This window comes from Citrobacter sp. GW821-FHT07H02, assembly GCF_059418505.1.
The window spans coordinates 1-17,836 of the sequence record NZ_JBWKPZ010000004.1; the positions used below are offsets into that span (position 1 = coordinate 1).

18 protein-coding genes are annotated in these 17,836 nt (G+C 53.6%); 13 read left to right on the plus strand and 5 right to left on the minus strand.

Annotated elements, in window-relative coordinates; all coding sequences use genetic code 11:
* Nucleotides 1-249: 249 nt before the first annotated feature.
* Nucleotides 250-1,281 (minus strand): 16S rRNA (guanine(1207)-N(2))-methyltransferase RsmC, encoded by a 1,032-nt coding sequence (rsmC, locus tag AC07NP_RS07000; RefSeq protein WP_494659988.1) that lies wholly within the window; start codon nucleotides 1,279-1,281, stop codon nucleotides 250-252.
* A 103-nt stretch (nucleotides 1,282-1,384) separates the two neighbouring features.
* Between rsmC and AC07NP_RS07005 the strand changes: the two genes are divergently transcribed.
* The 8 genes from AC07NP_RS07005 (at nucleotide 1,385) to AC07NP_RS07040 (ending at nucleotide 7,872) form a co-directional block, all read left to right on the plus strand.
* The gene (locus AC07NP_RS07005) at nucleotides 1,385-1,798 is read left to right on the plus strand and encodes a DNA polymerase III subunit psi (RefSeq protein ID WP_494659989.1); all 414 of its coding nucleotides are present in this window, start codon (nucleotides 1,385-1,387) and stop codon (nucleotides 1,796-1,798) included.
* Nucleotides 1,767-2,213: a ribosomal protein S18-alanine N-acetyltransferase gene (gene rimI, locus AC07NP_RS07010; protein ID WP_192610974.1), complete on the plus strand. Its 447-nt coding sequence runs from the start codon at nucleotides 1,767-1,769 to the stop codon at nucleotides 2,211-2,213. Before AC07NP_RS07005 ends, rimI begins: the two co-directional genes overlap by 32 nt.
* Before the next feature lie 20 nt (nucleotides 2,214-2,233).
* Complete coding sequence (yjjG, locus tag AC07NP_RS07015; protein WP_494660091.1) at nucleotides 2,234-2,911, plus strand: pyrimidine 5'-nucleotidase; 678 nt, start codon at nucleotides 2,234-2,236, stop codon at nucleotides 2,909-2,911.
* Between the two features lie 90 nt (nucleotides 2,912-3,001).
* Nucleotides 3,002-4,591 (plus strand): peptide chain release factor 3, encoded by a 1,590-nt coding sequence (gene prfC, locus AC07NP_RS07020; RefSeq protein ID WP_203359008.1) that lies wholly within the window; start codon nucleotides 3,002-3,004, stop codon nucleotides 4,589-4,591.
* A gap of 404 nt (nucleotides 4,592-4,995) precedes the next feature.
* Complete coding sequence (gene osmY, locus AC07NP_RS07025) at nucleotides 4,996-5,613, plus strand: molecular chaperone OsmY (protein ID WP_192610976.1); 618 nt, start codon at nucleotides 4,996-4,998, stop codon at nucleotides 5,611-5,613.
* A gap of 127 nt (nucleotides 5,614-5,740) precedes the next feature.
* Nucleotides 5,741-5,902: a DUF1328 domain-containing protein gene (locus AC07NP_RS07030; protein ID WP_162380798.1), complete on the plus strand. Its 162-nt coding sequence runs from the start codon at nucleotides 5,741-5,743 to the stop codon at nucleotides 5,900-5,902.
* Between the two features lie 123 nt (nucleotides 5,903-6,025).
* On the plus strand, nucleotides 6,026-7,099 hold the full coding sequence (locus AC07NP_RS07035) for a patatin-like phospholipase family protein (RefSeq protein WP_494659990.1): 1,074 nt from the start codon (nucleotides 6,026-6,028) through the stop codon (nucleotides 7,097-7,099).
* Complete coding sequence (locus tag AC07NP_RS07040) at nucleotides 7,096-7,872, plus strand: metal-dependent hydrolase (protein ID WP_494659991.1); 777 nt, start codon at nucleotides 7,096-7,098, stop codon at nucleotides 7,870-7,872. Before AC07NP_RS07035 ends, AC07NP_RS07040 begins: the two co-directional genes overlap by 4 nt.
* A 73-nt stretch (nucleotides 7,873-7,945) precedes the next feature.
* Here AC07NP_RS07040 and AC07NP_RS07045 read toward each other — a convergent pair whose 3' ends face one another.
* Together AC07NP_RS07045 and AC07NP_RS07050 are read right to left on the minus strand one after the other, a co-directional pair.
* A complete protein-coding gene (locus tag AC07NP_RS07045; protein WP_494659992.1) occupies nucleotides 7,946-8,809 on the minus strand; it encodes a YjjW family glycine radical enzyme activase in 864 nt (287 codons plus the stop codon).
* The gene (locus AC07NP_RS07050; RefSeq protein ID WP_494659993.1) at nucleotides 8,781-10,331 is read right to left on the minus strand and encodes a YjjI family glycine radical enzyme; all 1,551 of its coding nucleotides are present in this window, start codon (nucleotides 10,329-10,331) and stop codon (nucleotides 8,781-8,783) included. The genes AC07NP_RS07045 and AC07NP_RS07050 overlap by 29 nt, the downstream gene beginning before the upstream one ends.
* Before the next feature lie 261 nt (nucleotides 10,332-10,592).
* On the opposite strand from AC07NP_RS07050, the gene deoC reads away from it, so the two are divergent.
* The 4 genes from deoC (at nucleotide 10,593) to deoD (ending at nucleotide 14,910) form a co-directional block, all read left to right on the plus strand.
* Nucleotides 10,593-11,372: a deoxyribose-phosphate aldolase gene (gene deoC / locus AC07NP_RS07055; RefSeq protein WP_494659994.1), complete on the plus strand. Its 780-nt coding sequence runs from the start codon at nucleotides 10,593-10,595 to the stop codon at nucleotides 11,370-11,372.
* Between the two features lie 122 nt (nucleotides 11,373-11,494).
* Complete coding sequence (gene deoA, locus AC07NP_RS07060; protein ID WP_203359002.1) at nucleotides 11,495-12,817, plus strand: thymidine phosphorylase; 1,323 nt, start codon at nucleotides 11,495-11,497, stop codon at nucleotides 12,815-12,817.
* Between the two features lie 52 nt (nucleotides 12,818-12,869).
* On the plus strand, nucleotides 12,870-14,093 hold the full coding sequence (deoB, locus tag AC07NP_RS07065) for a phosphopentomutase (protein ID WP_494659995.1): 1,224 nt from the start codon (nucleotides 12,870-12,872) through the stop codon (nucleotides 14,091-14,093).
* A gap of 97 nt (nucleotides 14,094-14,190) precedes the next feature.
* Nucleotides 14,191-14,910 carry a purine-nucleoside phosphorylase gene (gene deoD / locus AC07NP_RS07070; RefSeq protein ID WP_203359000.1) on the plus strand — a complete coding sequence of 240 codons (720 nt, stop codon included), beginning with the start codon at nucleotides 14,191-14,193 and terminating at the stop codon, nucleotides 14,908-14,910.
* Between the two features lie 100 nt (nucleotides 14,911-15,010).
* Here the strand turns inward: deoD and lplA are convergent, their stop codons facing one another.
* Nucleotides 15,011-16,027 (minus strand): lipoate--protein ligase, encoded by a 1,017-nt coding sequence (lplA, locus tag AC07NP_RS07075; RefSeq protein ID WP_494659996.1) that lies wholly within the window; start codon nucleotides 16,025-16,027, stop codon nucleotides 15,011-15,013.
* A gap of 67 nt (nucleotides 16,028-16,094) precedes the next feature.
* Nucleotides 16,095-16,742, minus strand: a complete 648-nt coding sequence (locus AC07NP_RS07080) for a YtjB family periplasmic protein (protein WP_276292901.1) — start codon at nucleotides 16,740-16,742, stop codon at nucleotides 16,095-16,097.
* A 117-nt stretch (nucleotides 16,743-16,859) separates the two neighbouring features.
* On the opposite strand from AC07NP_RS07080, the gene serB reads away from it, so the two are divergent.
* The gene (gene serB / locus AC07NP_RS07085) at nucleotides 16,860-17,828 is read left to right on the plus strand and encodes a phosphoserine phosphatase (protein ID WP_192610986.1); all 969 of its coding nucleotides are present in this window, start codon (nucleotides 16,860-16,862) and stop codon (nucleotides 17,826-17,828) included.
* Nucleotides 17,829-17,836: the final 8 nt, after the last annotated feature.

Genomic DNA, 17,836 nt, shown 5'->3' on the forward strand with positions numbered 1-17,836 from the left:
GGGGGACTTGAACCCCCACGTCCGTAAGGACACTAACACCTGAAGCTAGCGCGTCTACCAATTCCGCCACCTTCGCATACCATCGATTCTTAAAAAAAGAATCACTACCACGGAGGCGCATTCTAGTGGTTTTCAGCTGTTCGTCAATAGTTAATTACGTGGGACGAATTGATTGCTGTAAAAATGGCCTGGCCTGTGGCGACCGGATGACAGATGCAAGCATCAGGTCCGGTCTTCACATTTAGTAAATCAGGCCTTCTTCGCCTGACGGGTCATCACCGTGCGGTATACCTTAAAGCGGCCGGTTTGTGCGATGACTTCGTGGAAGCCAAACGTCTCATCCAGCACTTTTGGATACGGCAGGAAGGCATTGGCGACAATCCGCAACTCTCCGCCGCTGTTCAAATGGCGAACGGCGCCGCGAATTAACGTTTGTGCAGCGTCAAGACTGGTCTGTACACCATCATGGAAAGGCGGGTTGGAGATGATCATGTCAAAACGACCCGTCACTTCCGAGAACACATTGCTGGCAAATACGTCACCTTCAATGCCGTTCGCTGCAAGCGTTGCACGGCTGGCTTCAACCGCAGGCGCGGAAACATCACACAGGGTCAGACGCACTTTCGGAGAGTGGCTTGCTAATGCGACAGACAGCACGCCTGCGCCACAGCCAACATCCAGAACTTTGCCTTTGGTGTGTGGCGTCAACGTTGAGAGCAAAAGCTGGCTGCCGACATCCAGACCGTCACGGCTAAACACGCCAGGCAGGGTTTTAATGGTAAGCCCTTCGCAAGTATATTCACCCCAGAATGCATCGGCATTAAAGACCGGCTGTTTTTCCAGACGACCGTGGTACAGGCCGCAGCGGCGCGCGCTATCGACTTTATTCAACGGCGCGTATTCGGCCAGCATCTGCTCTGCGCTGCGAACACCGCTACGGTTTTCACCCACCACGAAAATGTCCGTGCCGACAGGCAGCAGTGACAATATGTTCATCAGCTGAAACTGCGCTTCCGGTTTGTTCTTCGGCCAGTAGTAGATGAATGTGTCGCAGTCGGCGACATCGCTGGCTTCCGCCACCAGGCTAAAACGCGCGTTGTCACCCATCTGGCGGCTCAACACCTGCCAGTGGTGAAACTGTTGAGTATGCACGCGGCTGGCGGCACTTTCGAAGCGGGCAGGCAGGTCATCCTGCAAATCTCCGGCAAACAGAATACGGCTTTGTTCGAAATCATCACTGTGACGTAGCAAGACTTCACTTGCCGGGGTAAAAGCAGACATGAAAAATTCCTCTATTGTTCCAGGCGGCGATTATAGTTGTTTGTTGGCGCAGTTTCGACGAATTTGCTATATTTGCGCCCCTGACAGACAGGAGCGTTTCGCTATGACATCCCGACGAGACTGGCAGTTACAGCAACTGGGCATTACGCAGTGGTCGCTGCGCCGCCCTGGTGCGCTGCAGGGCGAGATCGCGATTTCAATTCCTGCGCACGTTCGTCTGGTCATGGTTGGCGCGGACTTACCGGCGCTGAATGACCCGCTGATGAGCGATATTTTACGCGCGTTGACTCTCAGCCCGGACCAGGTACTGCAACTGACGCCTGACCGCGTCACGATGCTACCGCAGGGGAGTCGCTGCAACAGCTGGCGACTGGGGACTGAAGAACCGCTGTTACTGGAAGGCGCACAGGTCTCAACTCCTGCGTTTAATGAAATTCGGGTAAACCCAACGGCACGCGCCGCACTATGGCAACAAATCTGCGCATATGAACACGATTTCTACCCTCAATCCGACTGATCTCCCCGCAGCCTTTCAGATTGAAAAACGCGCCCATGCGTTTCCGTGGAGCGAACACACTTTTGCCAGTAATCAGGGCGAACGCTACCTCAACTATCAATTGACGGTAGACGGGAGGCTGGCGGCTTTTGCCATTACGCAGGTCGTACTGGATGAAGCGACGTTGTTTAATATTGCCGTCGACCCGGATTTTCAACGTCGGGGACTGGGACGGGCGCTGCTGGAACATCTTATCGATGAACTGGAAAAACGCGGCATTCTGACGCTATGGCTGGAAGTCCGCGCCTCTAACGTTGCCGCCATCGCGCTGTATGAAAGCTTAGGCTTTAACGAGGCAACGATCCGCCGCAACTATTATCCGACGGCGGACGGGCGTGAGGACGCCGTCATAATGGCACTTCCTATAAGTATGTAAAAAAGAGGCAAGGTGTAATGATGAAGTGGGACTGGATTTTCTTTGATGCCGATGAAACGCTGTTTACGTTCGATTCCTTCACCGGCTTACAGCGGATGTTTCTCGACTATAGCGTGACCTTTACCGCTGAAGATTTTCAGGACTACCAGGCCGTCAATAAACCTCTGTGGGTGGATTATCAAAACGGTGCGATTACCTCATTACAGTTGCAACACGCGCGTTTCCTGGACTGGGCTGAACGTTTGAATGTGCCGTCGGGCCAGCTTAATGACGCATTTATTAATGCGATGGCGGAAATTTGTTCGCCGTTACCGGGGGCTGTCTCGCTGCTCAACGCCATTCGCGGTAAAACGAAAATTGGCATTATTACCAATGGATTTACCGCGTTGCAGCAAATTCGCCTTGAGCGTACCGGACTGCGCGACTATTTTGATCTGTTGGTCATCTCTGAACAGGTTGGCGTGGCGAAACCTGACCCGCGTATTTTTGATTATGCGCTGGAGCAGGCGGACAATCCTGACCGTTCTCGCGTGCTGATGGTAGGCGATACCGCAGAGTCCGATATTCTTGGTGGTATCAATTCCGGGCTATCCACCTGCTGGTTGAACGCACATCATCGTGACCAGCCTGCAGGCATTGAACCGACCTGGACGGTGACGTCATTAAGCGAACTGGAGCAGCTCCTGTGTAAACACTGATTGCCTCCCCCCTGTTGATGGGTAAAATAGCCGCATTTTTCGTATTCAACATGCGCGGCCTTAGCCGTGCTTACCTAAGAAGATTTGACTATGACGTTGTCTCCTTATCTGCAAGAGGTGGCCAAACGCCGCACTTTTGCCATTATTTCTCACCCGGATGCTGGTAAAACTACTATCACCGAAAAGGTGTTGTTGTTCGGACAGGCTATCCAGACCGCCGGTACTGTAAAAGGTCGTGGCTCCAGTCAGCATGCGAAATCAGACTGGATGGAGATGGAAAAGCAGCGTGGTATCTCTATTACCACCTCTGTGATGCAGTTTCCGTATCATGATTGTCTGGTAAACCTGCTGGACACCCCAGGGCACGAAGACTTCTCGGAAGATACGTATCGTACGCTGACGGCGGTTGACTGCTGCCTGATGGTGATCGACGCCGCGAAAGGTGTAGAAGACCGTACCCGTAAGCTGATGGAAGTGACCCGTCTGCGTGATACGCCGATCCTCACCTTTATGAACAAACTCGACCGTGACATCCGTGATCCGATGGAAGTGATGGATGAAGTGGAGCGCGAGCTGAAAATCGCCTGTGCGCCAATTACCTGGCCGATTGGCTGCGGTAAGCTGTTCAAGGGCGTTTACCACCTCTATAAAGACGAAACCTATCTGTACCAGACCGGTAAAGGTCACACCATCCAGGAAGTGCGCATCGTGAAAGGTCTGGATAACCCGGATCTGGATACCGCAGTCGGTGAAGAGCTGGCGCAACAACTGCGCGATGAGCTGGAGCTGGTCAAAGGCGCATCTCACGAATTCGATCATGAGCTGTTCCTGGCGGGCGAAATCACGCCGGTGTTCTTCGGTACCGCACTGGGGAACTTCGGCGTGGATCACATGCTGGACGGTCTGGTGGAATGGGCGCCACAACCGATGCCGCGCAAAACTGACTCCCGTCTGGTGGAAGCCTCAGAAGAGAAATTCACCGGTTTCGTCTTTAAAATTCAGGCCAACATGGACCCGAAACACCGTGACCGCGTTGCCTTTATGCGTGTCGTTTCAGGTAAATACGAAAAGGGCATGAAGCTGCGCCAGGTGCGTATTGGAAAAGACGTGGTGATCTCCGATGCGCTGACCTTTATGGCGGGTGACCGTTCGCACGTTGAAGAAGCCTACCCTGGCGACATCATCGGTCTGCACAACCACGGCACCATCCAGATTGGCGATACCTTCACCCAGGGCGAAATGATGAAGTTCACGGGTATCCCGAACTTCGCGCCGGAACTGTTCCGCCGTATTCGCCTGAAAGATCCGCTCAAGCAAAAACAGCTGCTGAAAGGTCTGGTCCAGCTCTCTGAAGAGGGCGCGGTGCAGGTTTTCCGTCCTATCGCCAACAACGATCTGATCGTCGGCGCGGTCGGTGTGCTGCAGTTTGACGTAGTCGTTGCGCGTCTGAAGAGTGAATACAACGTAGAAGCGATTTACGAATCGGTGAACGTGGCGACCGCACGCTGGGTCGAATGTTCTGACGTGAAGAAATTCGAAGAGTTCAAACGTAAAAACGAAATCCAGCTGGCGCTGGATGGTGGTGATAACCTCACCTATATCGCCCCAACGATGGTCAACCTGAACCTGACGCAGGAACGTTACCCTGACGTTCGGTTCCGTAAAACCCGCGAGCACTAATCTACCTTCCAGAGCGCGGTATCTCCGCGCTCTGCGACGTTTTCCCTCTTCTTCCCCCGTTGCGGAATGTTCTTAAATCCCTCTGTTTTCCTTATGATTGCCTGTTTTTTAACCGCTTCAGCAAGCGATTTTGCGATTGTGATCTATATTTAACAAAGTGATGACATTTTTGACGGTTTTTACGACTGCCTGGTTTGTCAATGTTGGTTGTTAAAACTGTCACTAATTTAAATCACGATATTAAAAACTGACTCAGAAGCTACCAGGGCAGAGCTTCATCATAAGAGTTGCTGATTGTGATCTCTGCCATTGACTTCTGAACTGGGTGATTTTCACCACATTCAGCAATGCAGCCTCGTGTTGCCTTAGCTCAAATTATGAGCAAACCATACAGGAATAAATCGATGACTATGACAAGACTTAAGATTTCTAAAACTCTGCTGGCCGTTATGTTGACCTCCGCTGTCGCGACAGGCTCTGCATTTGCAGAAACCTCTACGATGGATAAGGCGCAATCCGGGGCTGAAAGCGCAGGGCAAAAGATCGATAGCTCTATGAATAAAGTCGGTAATTTCATGGATGACAGCACCATCACTGCGAAAGTGAAAGCCGCACTGGTGGACCACGAAAGCATTAAGAGCACCGATATCTCCGTCAAAACCGACCAGAAAGTGGTGACCCTCAGTGGGTTTGTCGAAAGCCAGGCGCAGGCAGAAGAAGCTGTCAAAGTTGCAAAAGGCATTGAGGGCGTGAGCTCCGTCAGCGACAAACTTCATGTTCGTGACAGCAAATCAGATTCCGTGAAAGGCTACGCAGGCGATACGGCAACCACCAGCGAGATCAAAGCGAAGCTGCTGGCTGATGACACCGTTCCCTCCCGTAAAGTGAAAGTCGAGACCACCGATGGCGTGGTTCAGCTCTCCGGTACCGTCGATTCTCAGGCGCAAATCGAGCGTGCTGAAAGTATCGCCAAAGCGGTTGATGGCGTGAAAAGCGTCAAAAATGATCTGAAAACTCAGTAATTCTTCGTAATTTGCCCTCCTGACTTTGTCGGGAGGCGCACTGTGCACCACACTCAAACTATCGCAAATGAGCAGCCTGAGCGCTCATCTCAAGCGGTCGACATTAACTAGGGTAAAGGAGAGGCTTATGTTTCGTTGGGGCATTATATTTCTGGTTATCGCGTTAATTGCCGCCGCTTTGGGGTTTGGTGGACTGGCCGGCACCGCTGCAGGGGCAGCGAAAATTGTCTTCGTCGTAGGGATTATCCTGTTCCTGATCAGCCTGTTTATGGGCCGTAAACGACCCTAGCGCTTAATCCGTAACGTTTTGTTGATACTAAGCCAGTCTAGCGGACTGGCTTTTACGGTTTTAGCACAGGCAAAATTGCGTTACTTTGTCGCTCTATAATACAAAAAGAACAGGAAGGCAGAGGTGGGGCAGCGAATACCCGTCACGCTCGGCAATATAGCGCCGTTAACAATCAACACATTCCGCCCAGGCAGCATGGCGCTGGTGTGCGAAGGTGGGGGGCAGCGGGGGATTTTTACCGCTGGGGTGCTGGATGAGTTCATGCGCGCGCAGTTCAACCCCTTTGATCTCTACTTCGGCACTTCCGCAGGGGCGCAAAACCTCTCGGCTTACCTCTGCAATCAGCCCGGCTATGGGCGCAAAATCATTATGCGTTACACCACGAAGCGCGAATTCTTTGATCCGGTGCGCTTTGTGCGCGGGGGAAATCTCATCGATCTCGACTGGCTGGTGGAGTCGAGCGCCGGACAGATGCCTCTGGCACTGGATAACGCGTCGCAGTTGTTTGAAATGGGGAAAAAGTTTTACATGTGTGCCTGTCGCGGCGATGACTACTCGCCGGTCTATTTTTCGCCAACGAAACAAAACTGGCTCGATCTTCTTCGCGCCTCCAGCGCCATTCCAGGATTCTACCGAACGGGCGTCGAACTCGATGGCATCAGCTATCTGGATGGCGGCGTCAGCGATGCGATCCCTGTTCGTGAAGCAGCAAAGCAAGGGGCAAAAACGCTGGTGGTGATCCGCACCGTCCCTTCGCAGATGTACTATACGCCACAATGGTTTAAGCGCATGGAGCGCTGGCTGGGGGAAAGTAGTTTGCAACCGCTGGTCAATCTGGTGAAGCACCACGAAGCCAGTTACAGCGCAATTCAGCGCTTTATAGAAAAGCCGCCGGGTAAATTACGTATCTTTGAGATCTACCCGCCAAAGCCTTTACAAAGCATGGCGCTGGGGAGTCGCATTCCGGCACTGCGTGAAGATTACAAAACCGGGCGTCTTTGCGGGCGATATTTCCTGGCGACGGTGGGGAAACTGCTGGCGGAAAACCCGCCGTTAATCCGCCATACGCCGAAGCTTGTGGTTCCAGGAAGGGTGGTGGTGCCAGCCGCTCCGGTGGCTAACGATGCGCATGTGAAAACCGTGAGTGGTGCGCCGCAGGCCAATGACACATCGTTCAACAGTGAGGATCTGGCGTGACCCGGTGTTTTATCGATACGCACTGTCATTTTGATTTTCCGCCTTTTTGCGGCGATGAAGTGGCCAGTATTCAGCGCGCTGCAGATGCTGGCGTCGGGAAAATCATCGTCCCGGCAACGGAGTCGGCGAACTTCTCACGTGTGCTGGCGCTGGCGGAACAGTTCCCGCCGCTGTTTGCCGCACTCGGTCTGCACCCTATTGTCATTGAACATCACGCTGACCATTGTCTGGATCAGCTCCAACAGATCCTGGAGAAACGCCCACAGAAAGTGGTGGCGGTAGGGGAGATTGGCCTGGATCTTTACCGGGACGATCCTCAGTTCGCAAGGCAAGAGTACCTGCTGGAGGCGCAACTGAAACTGGCGAAACGCTATTGCCTGCCAGTGATCCTCCACTCTCGTCGCACGCACGACACGCTGGCGATGCATCTTAAGCGCCAGAATTTGCCACGAACCGGCGTGATACACGGTTTCTCAGGTAGCCTGCAACAGGCAGAGCGCTTTGTTCAACTGGGCTATAAGATTGGCGTGGGAGGCACCATTACGTATCCTCGCGCCAGCAAAACGCGTGACGTTATGGCACGGCTGCCGCTGGACGCTTTACTGCTGGAAACGGATGCGCCGGACATGCCGCTGAACGGTTTTCAGGGACAGCCGAATCGTCCGGAACAGGCCGTCAGAGTGTTTGAGGTGTTATGCGAATTGCGCCCGGAGCCTGAAGAGGTGATTGCCGATGCGCTGTATCGTAATACGACGGCGCTTTTTCATCTCTGATTGCCGGATAGTGGCTTGTGAACGCGCTGTACCTGTAGGCCGGATAAGACGCTCTGCGTCGCCATCCGGCAATTTAAAGATACAGCGCCGGGAAAATCAGGTTATTCACGCCGCGATCCTGTAAGGCGCTCGCCAGGGCCTCCACGTCGTCCGGCGTTGCGCTCGGCCAGTTTCTGGCTTCGCCATACACTCCGTGGGCGTGGAAAGCATTTAATCGGATGGGAACATTTCCCAGAGTAGAGATAAATGCCGCCAGCGGGTCTATCTGTTGCAAATAATCAACCTGACCGGGAATGACCAGCAGGCGCAGTTCCGCCAGTTTACCGCGCTCTGCCAGCAGCATAATGCTGCGCTTAACCCGCGCATTATCCCGCCCTGTAAGCCGTTGGTGACACGCGTTATCCCACGCTTTAAGGTCAAGCATGACCCCGTCACACAGCGGGAGTAATTTCTCCCAGCCGGTTTCGCTCAACATACCGTTACTGTCGACCAGACAACTCAGATGACGCAGGTGCGGATCGGCTTTGACGGCCGCAAACAGTTGCAGAATAAACGGTAACTGCGTTGTGGCTTCGCCGCCGCTGACGGTGATGCCCTCGATGAACAATGATGCTTTGCGGATATGACGTAATACCTCGTCAATACTCATCGTCTGCGCCATCGGCGTGGCGTGTTGTGGGCACATCTGCAAACAGGTGTCGCACTGCTTACAGACATCAGCCTGCCACACCACTTTCCCGGCAACGAGACTCAGCGCCTGGTGCGGACAGTGAGACACACACTCTGCGCAATCATTACAGCGTCCCATCGTCCACGGATTGTGACAATTTTTACAGCGCAGATTACATCCCTGTAAAAACAGGGCCAGACGACTGCCTGGCCCGTCCACGCAGGAGAATGGGATAACCTTACTTACCGAAGCGCATCTGCTGTTCATGGCTTATTACGCGAGGTTGTCGTTCCAGAATACGTGTATTGCGTGCGGCTTCCTCTCCCAGCCAGGTGGTGTTGGTACGGGAGCCTTCGGCGCGGTATTTTTCCAGGTCTGACAAACGCACCATATAACCTGTGACGCGTACTAGATCGTTGCCGCTGACGTTGGCGGTAAATTCACGCATACCCGCTTTGAACGCGCCAAGACAAAGCTGTACCAGCGCCTGCGGATTACGTTTGATGGTTTCATCCAGCGTCAGGATGTCGCTGATCCCGGAGTGATACCACGCATGGTGCGGCGCGACGGTTTGCAGATGGGTGATGGGATCCGGTTCGTCGCCATAGGGCAGACGCGCGCCCGGCGTGGTGCCGATATCTGAACTGATGCCTGATTGCGCATGCAGCATCGCTCTTTGCTTCCAGCCGTGTTTCACCGGTGTACTTTCGACAAACCCAGCCAGTTGCTCACTGATGCGATAACCCAGCGCGTTCGCGGCCTCATCTTTCCCATACCGCGCTTTCAACCCTGCTTTTTCACACAGCAGATTGACGGCTTCCGCCAGACCATACATACCAAACATGGGCACAAAACGTTGTGGATCGATCAACCCTTCCTGCACGAGGAAGCTATTCTCAAAGAAATGTGATTTTTCGTAGAGGAAGTCACAGCGGGCATCAATGATGGAAATTTGTTGCTGGCAGTAGTGCGGTAGCGTGCGCGTAAAGAAGTCATCGACAGAAGTGCTGCGCTCTGCAACGGCTTTCAGGTTAAGCCTGACCAGTGTGCTGCCGCCTCCCGCAAGAGGTAAAGAGTTGTAACAGCTGACGACGCCATAACCGCCTTTTGTGAAAATTTTATCATTTTCGGGGCCGTTGGAAATATGAGGTTTGCTGCATTCACAAATATTTTTCGCAACCTCCAGCAGCAAATCATCCGGGGTGATTTGCGGATCATAAATAAACGTCAGATTAGGTGCTACCTGCTTTAACTCTGCGTCTGCGCGTAAAATCGCACGCGTGACAGGGGTATCAGCAGGGCCAATATTGGCATGCATAAACGCATCAGGAAGGGTTCTGTCGAGATAGCGCCAGAAACGTTTTATTCGAATGTCGATCTCTTCTTGTGTTAGAATTCTAACATATGGTTGCAGCAGCGTATCAAGCTGACCAAGGAAGACCGGCATCGATGTTACCGAGGGCACATGGTGGTACAGAATGGTGAGCAAGGATAATGCGTCATCTAAATCCTGCGCCCCTTCCAGCTCCAGCCACTGTGAACCGTTAGCCAGAAAACGCGCATAATCAGGCAATACATAGCGGGGTTTGAAGGGGGCATGTCCTTCAAACATATCGCAAATAACGCCGTCATCCAGCGCCTGGCGGGCATCCGCGGGGAGCGCCGGATAAGGCAAGTTGTTCTCGGCCTCCAGCGCCAGGAAATGGCGTTTTTGTTCAGGGCTGAGCACCGGGCTGGCCACGATGTGTTGGCAACGTTGTTGCAGGGCGGTTTCGCTTGAAACAGGCATCTTCGTTTCCTTTTTGTACCGAAGGTTTAGCGCCATTGTAGAAAGTTACGCCACGATGGCTTTTGATCCTGATGCGCCTGTCGCATTCTCGTGGGGCCTGAAAAGGTCATTTATTTGAAGTTGATCTCATTAGAGTAATGCAAATTTGTACGTAGTTTTCATTAACTGTGATGTATATCGAAGTGTAATAGCGGTTGAATGTTAGAATACTAACAAACCCGCAAGGTGAAATTTTATACGGCGATGCCGTTGGAGAATCAAATGACCGATTTAAAAGCAAGCAGCCTTCGCGCGCTGAAACTGATGGACCTGACCACCCTGAACGACGACGACACCAATGAAAAAGTGATCGCGCTGTGTCATCAGGCGAAAACCCTGGTCGGCAACACGGCTGCTATCTGCATCTACCCGCGTTTTATTCCTATTGCGCGTAAAACCCTGAATGCGCAGGGCACGCCGGATATCCGTATCGCGACGGTGACTAACTTCCCGCACGGTAACGACGATATCGACATCGCGCTGGCGGAAACTCGTGCGGCAATCGCCTACGGTGCGGATGAAGTGGACGTGGTGTTCCCGTACCGCGCGCTGATCGCGGGCAATGAGCAGGTCGGTTTTGATCTGGTTAAAGCCTGTAAAGATGCCTGCGCGGCGGCTAACGTTTTGCTGAAAGTGATCATCGAAACCGGTGAACTGAAAGAAGAAGCGTTGATCCGTAAAGCGTCTGAAATCTCCATCAAAGCCGGTGCGGATTTCATCAAAACCTCTACCGGTAAAGTGCCGGTAAACGCGACGCCGGAAAGCGCGCGCATCATGATGGAAGTCATTCGTGATATGGGCGTTGCCAAAACGGTTGGCTTCAAACCGGCAGGTGGCGTACGTACGGCTGAAGACGCGCAGCAGTTCCTGGCGATTGCCGACGAACTGTTTGGCGCTGACTGGGCTGACTCTCGTCACTACCGTTTCGGCGCATCCAGCCTGCTGGCGAGCCTGCTGAAAGCACTCGGCCACGGCGACGGCAAAAGCGCAAGCAGCTACTAAGGTGCTAAGTGCCTGATGGCGCTTCGCTTATCAGGCCTACGACATATCACCGTAGGCCGTATAAGGCGTTAGCCGCCATCCGGCAAAACCGCCTGCAAACTCTTTTCCTCATGGAGGTTACCTTGTTTCTCGCACAAGAAATTATTCGTAAAAAACGTGATGGCCACGCGCTGAGTGATGAAGAAATTCGTTTCTTTATTAACGGGATTCGTGACAACACCATCTCTGAAGGGCAGATTGCCGCCCTGGCGATGACCATTTTCTTCCACGATATGACAATGCCAGAACGCGTCTCGCTGACCATGGCGATGCGGGATTCAGGAACCGTACTGGACTGGAAAAGCCTGAATCTGAATGGCCCGATTGTTGATAAACACTCTACTGGCGGCGTAGGCGACGTGACCTCCCTGATGTTGGGGCCGATGGTGGCAGCCTGTGGGGGCTACATTCCAATGATCTCCGGGCGTGGCCTCGGTCATACCGGCGGTACGCTCGACAAACTGGAAGCGATCCCGGGGTTTGACATCTTCCCGGATGACGCCCGTTTCCGTGAAATTATTAAAGACGTGGGTGTGGCGATAATTGGGCAAACCAGCTCGCTTGCACCTGCGGATAAACGTTTTTATGCCACGCGCGACATTACCGCGACCGTGGACTCCATCCCATTGATTACCGCGTCTATTCTGGCCAAAAAACTGGCGGAAGGGCTGGATGCGCTGGTCATGGATGTCAAAGTGGGTAGCGGCGCCTTTATGCCAACCTATGAGCTTTCTGCCGCGTTGGCAGAAGCGATCGTCGGGGTGGCCAATGGCGCGGGAGTGCGGACTACGGCGCTGCTGACTGACATGAACCAGGTGCTGGCTTCCAGCGCAGGTAACGCGGTAGAAGTGCGTGAAGCGGTGCAGTTCCTGACCGGGGAATATCGCAATCCACGTCTGTTTGACGTCACGATGGCGCTGTGCGTAGAGATGCTGATCTCTGGCAAGCTGGCCAGTGATGATGCAGACGCGCGTGCAAAACTGCAGGCGGTGCTGGATAACGGTAAAGCGGCCGACATCTTTGGTCGTATGGTTGCGGCGCAGAAAGGGCCGACTGATTTCGTCGAAAACTACGCAAAATACCTGCCGACTGCGATGCTGAGTAAAGCGGTATACGCTGACAGCGAAGGGTTTGTTGGCGCAATGGATACCCGCGCGCTTGGCATGGCGGTGGTGTCGATGGGCGGCGGTCGCCGTCAGGCATCGGACACTATTGATTACAGTGTTGGTTTTACCGACATGGCGCGACTGGGTGACAGTGTTGATGGACAACGCCCGCTGGCGGTGATCCACGCGAAAGATGAGGCCAGTTGGCAAGAGGCGGCGAAAGCGGTCAAAGCGGCAATCAGACTTGACAACGAAGCGCCTGAAATTACACCGACAGTGTATCGTCGAATCACCGAATAGCGATATACTGATCTGATCGCTTTTTTGCAGCGCAAGATGTATGGAGAACAAGATGAAACGTGCATTTATTATGGTGCTGGACTCCTTTGGTATTGGTGCAACTGAAGATGCGGATCGCTTCGGCGACGTAGGTTCCGACACTCTGGGCCATATTGCTGAAGCCTGTGCCAATGGCGAGGCTGATAATGGTCGTAAAGGCCCACTGAATTTACCTAACCTGACCCGTCTGGGTCTGGCGAAAGCGCACGAAGGCTCTACGGGTAAAATCGCTGCCGGGATGGATGGCAACGCGGAAGTGATTGGTGCCTATGCGTGGGCGCATGAACTCTCTTCCGGTAAAGATACCCCGTCGGGGCACTGGGAAATCGCTGGCGTGCCGGTTTTATTTGACTGGGGTTACTTCAGCGACCACGACAACAGCTTCCCGCAGGAACTGCTGGATAAGCTGGTGAAACGCGGCAATTTGCCGGGCTATCTGGGCAACTGCCACTCTTCCGGCACAGTGATTCTGGACCAGTTGGGCGAAGAGCATATGAAAACCGGCAAGCCGATTTTCTACACCTCCGCTGACTCTGTGTTCCAGATTGCCTGCCACGAAGAGACCTTTGGTCTGGATCGTCTGTACGAACTGTGCGAAATCGCCCGTGAAGAGCTGACCGAAGGTGGCTACAACATTGGCCGTGTTATCGCGCGTCCGTTTATCGGCGACAAAGCCGGCAACTTCCAGCGTACCGGTAACCGTCACGATCTGGCTGTTGAACCGCCAGCGCCGACCGTGTTGCAAAAACTGGTCGAGGAGAAAGACGGTCATGTGGTTTCCGTGGGTAAAATCGCGGATATCTATGCCAACTGCGGTATCACCAAAAAAGTGAAAGCCACAGGACTGGATGCGTTGTTTGACGCGACCCTGAAAGAGATGAAAGAGGCGGGTGACAAGACTATCGTCTTTACCAACTTTGTTGATTTTGACTCTTCCTGGGGCCACCGTCGCGATATCGCAGGGTATGCTGCGGGTCTGGAACTGTTTGACCGCCGCTTGCCGGAACTGATGGAGCTGGTAGGGGAAGATGACCTTCTGATCCTGACCGCTGACCACGGTTGTGATCCAAGCTGGCAGGGCACCGACCATACTCGTGAGCACATTCCGGTACTGGTTTATGGTCCGAAAGTGAAACCAGGTTCGCTTGGCCACCGTGAAACGTTCGCGGATATTGGCCAAACGCTGGCAAGCTATTTCGGCACGTCTGCAATGGACTACGGCAAAAATATGCTGTAATTGAACGCCCGGTCGCATTTGCTCACCGGGCCTTATTTTTGTAGGCCTGATTAGGCGTGGCCGCCATCAGGCATAAACAATTTAGAAGGATATAACGATGGCTACCCCACACATTAATGCAGAAATGGGCGATTTCGCAGACGTAGTTTTGATGCCGGGCGACCCGCTGCGTGCGAAGCACATTGCTGAAACTTTCCTCGAAGATGTTCGTGAAGTAAATAACGTTCGCGGCATGCTGGGTTTCACCGGGACGTATAAAGGTCGTAAGATCTCCGTCATGGGTCACGGTATGGGTATCCCGTCCTGCTCAATCTATACCAAAGAGCTGATCACCGATTTCGGCGTGAAGAAAATCATTCGTGTCGGTTCCTGCGGCGCAGTACGTACTGATGTCAAACTGCGTGATGTAGTGATCGGTATGGGGGCCTGCACCGATTCCAAAGTTAACCGTATCCGTTTCAAAGATCATGATTTTGCCGCGATTGCCGATTTCGGCATGGTGCGCAACGCGGTTGACGCAGCAAAAGCCCTGGGCGTTGACGCTCGCGTTGGCAACCTGTTCTCTGCAGACCTGTTCTACTCTCCGGACGGCGAAATGTTCGACGTGATGGAAAAATACGGCATTCTGGGTGTGGAAATGGAAGCGGCGGGCATTTACGGCGTGGCAGCCGAGTTTGGTGCGAAAGCGCTGACCATCTGCACCGTATCCGACCATATCCGTACCCACGAGCAGACCACTGCAGCTGAGCGTCAGACGACCTTCAACGATATGATTAAGATTGCGCTGGAATCTGTACTGCTGGGCGATAAAGAGTAATTTTCGTTCAGGGCAGTGTAGGCCCGGTAAGCGTAGCGCCACCGGGCAAAAAAGCCGGGTGGCGGCTTCGCCTTACCCGGCCTACAAAACCGCATTGATATTATCGAACAGCCTTCGCAATCCACGCCGACAGTTCCCGCAACGATTTTTCCTGCTCCGGGAAATCCACTAACAGCGCATCACACGCCTGTTGCAGTACATCTGAACGATACAGACAGCCTTGCAAACGAGTCGCCAACGCTTCCAGTGGCGCCGGGTTCAGACTATCGGTAAAGATCTGAGCACGGGTGATGTGGCCTCTCTCAACATCAAAGTGCAACTCCACGCCACCCCAGCTAAAGCGTTCATCCAGCAGATGCGAAAACGCCGGCGCCTGGCCAAAGTTCCATTCCCAACTGCTTTGACGGGCAAAGGTTTCGGCAAAGTTTGGTAGGTCTGGCGCTTTATCCGGTGAAATAATTTCCGCTTCCACACGCTCACCATAGTGGGCGAAAAAGGCGTCGGTTATCGCCTCGCACACCTGAGCGTGGGTAATGCCCGGCAACAGCTCGACCAGATTTGCGACGCGCGCACGCACGGAGGTAATCCCTTTGGCTTCAAGCTTCTTCTTATCCGGATTCAGATAGTTCGCCAGGCGACTCAGGTCGGCGTTGAGCAACAATGTGCCATGATGAAAACCACGATCTTTTGTTTCACGATAGGCGGAGCCGGACACTTTGCGCTCCCCATCGGGGGTTTTAACGATCAGGTCATTGCGCCCGGATGCATCAGCGGTAACGCCGAGTGAATTTAATGCCTGAAGCACAATGGCCGTTGAAATGGTTTTGTCGTATTCCGGCTTCCCCGCCATAAAGGTAAAACAGGTATTGCCGAGATCGTGGAATACCGCGCCACCGCCGCTGCTACGGCGCGCCAGACGGACGTTGTCTTCCTCCATGCGCCGGGTATTGCACTCCTTCCACGGATTTTGCGCCCGGCCAATAACCACCGTATCCGCGTTACGCCACAGGAACAAAACGCGCTGAGTGGCAGGCATCTGGCGGAAAATACACTCTTCGACCGCGAGGTTGAACCAGGGATCGTAAGAGTCTGAGATAAGTAAGCGTAGTGTCGACATGGCAGATTTCCTTTCTATAACTGACGTCTATATTAATGCTAACGTACTGGCGCTGCACTTTCGCGACTTACGGATCCTTTTTCTCGTTCTCATCCTCTTCGGGTACGGACTTACTGGCGGTAAGCAGGAAGGGGGATTGTTGCCAGCGCGTGCGTTTGCCCTGCAGAAGCGTTCGGGTTAATACCACGCCAATAGCCAGTGACAAGAGCAGCATCAGGCGTAGAATATTGGTGGTGTTATCGACCTGCTTCGCTTCGGTGGCTAAGGTGTGCGTGTCGAGCGTCAGACGCAGATAACCCAGTGGACCATTCTTCCCCTGAATAGGTTCGACTATCTGCTGGTTAAAATAGCCGCCGGCTTTTTTACCGTCCAGCGCCAGCCTGTCGCGCACATTAACGCTTTCGCCTGCACGGGTAATGAGATCGCCTTGCTCATCGTAAACTCCGGCATCCAGAATTCGGCTCTCTTCAGTGAGCTGGCGGAGTACAATGGCGATACGTTTTTCATCTGGCGTTTCGGTGCGCATTAACGGTGCGATGTTGAGTGTCACCTGATGTGCCAGCGTACGAGCCAGTTCTTCCAGTTGCGGATTTCGTTGTCGCTGATGGTTTTGACTGAACCAGGACGCACCCTGCATCAGCGCGACAAGCAGTGCGAGACAGAACAAGACAATCACTGCACGATGAAGCCGGAATTTGAGTTTTGCGCGAGCCATATTCCACCTGCTGAAAATTTGAGGCTTAATGTTGCCAGAAGCGATGGTTACAGGGTAGCCTCATGCGTTATTTTCCCCTGGATGTTTCCCGACCCGTACGATTTTACAGGAGCTTTAATGCCTAACATTACCTGGTGCGACCTGCCTGAAGATGTCTCTCTGTGGCCAGGTTTGCCCCTCTCATTAAGTGGTGACGAGGTGATGCCACTCGATTACCACGCAGGCCGTAGTGGCTGGCTGCTGTATGGTCGCGGGCTGGACAAGCAGCGCCTGACGCAATACCAGAGCAAGCTGGGGGCGGCGATGGTAATTGTCGCCGCCTGGTGCGTCGAGGATTATCAGGTTATTCGTCTGGCGGGTTCATTAACGCCGCGCGCCACAAAACTGGCGCACGATGCAAAACTGGATGTCGCCCCGCTGGGCAAGATCCCGCACCTGCGTAAGCCTGGTCTGCTGGTGATGGACATGGATTCCACCGCGATCCAGATTGAATGCATTGACGAAATCGCGAAGCTGGCCGGTACGGGTGAGATGGTGGCGGAAGTGACCGAACGGGCGATGCGTGGGGAACTGGATTTTACCGCCAGCCTGCGTAGCCGCGTGGCGACGCTGAAAGGCGCGGATGCCGATATTCTACGCCAGGTTCGTGAAAACCTGCCTCTGATGCCGGGTCTGACACAGCTGGTGCTGAAGCTGGAAACGCTGGGCTGGAAAGTGGCTATCGCCTCTGGCGGGTTCACTTTCTTCGCGGAATATCTGCGCGACAAATTACGCTTGTCGGCGGTGGTGGCGAACGAGCTGGAGATCATGGACGGAAAATTCACGGGGAATGTGATTGGCGATATCGTTGATGCGCAGTACAAAGCCAATACGCTGGCACGCCTTGCGCAGGAGTATGAGATCCCGCCAGCGCAGACCGTGGCGATCGGCGATGGTGCCAACGATCTGCCGATGATCAAAGCGGCAGGGCTGGGTATTGCGTACCACGCCAAGCCGAAAGTGAATGAAAAGACGGAAGTGACTATCCGTCATGCCGATCTGATGGGGGTGTTCTGCATTCTCTCTGGCAGCATGAATCAGAAATAACGAGGTAA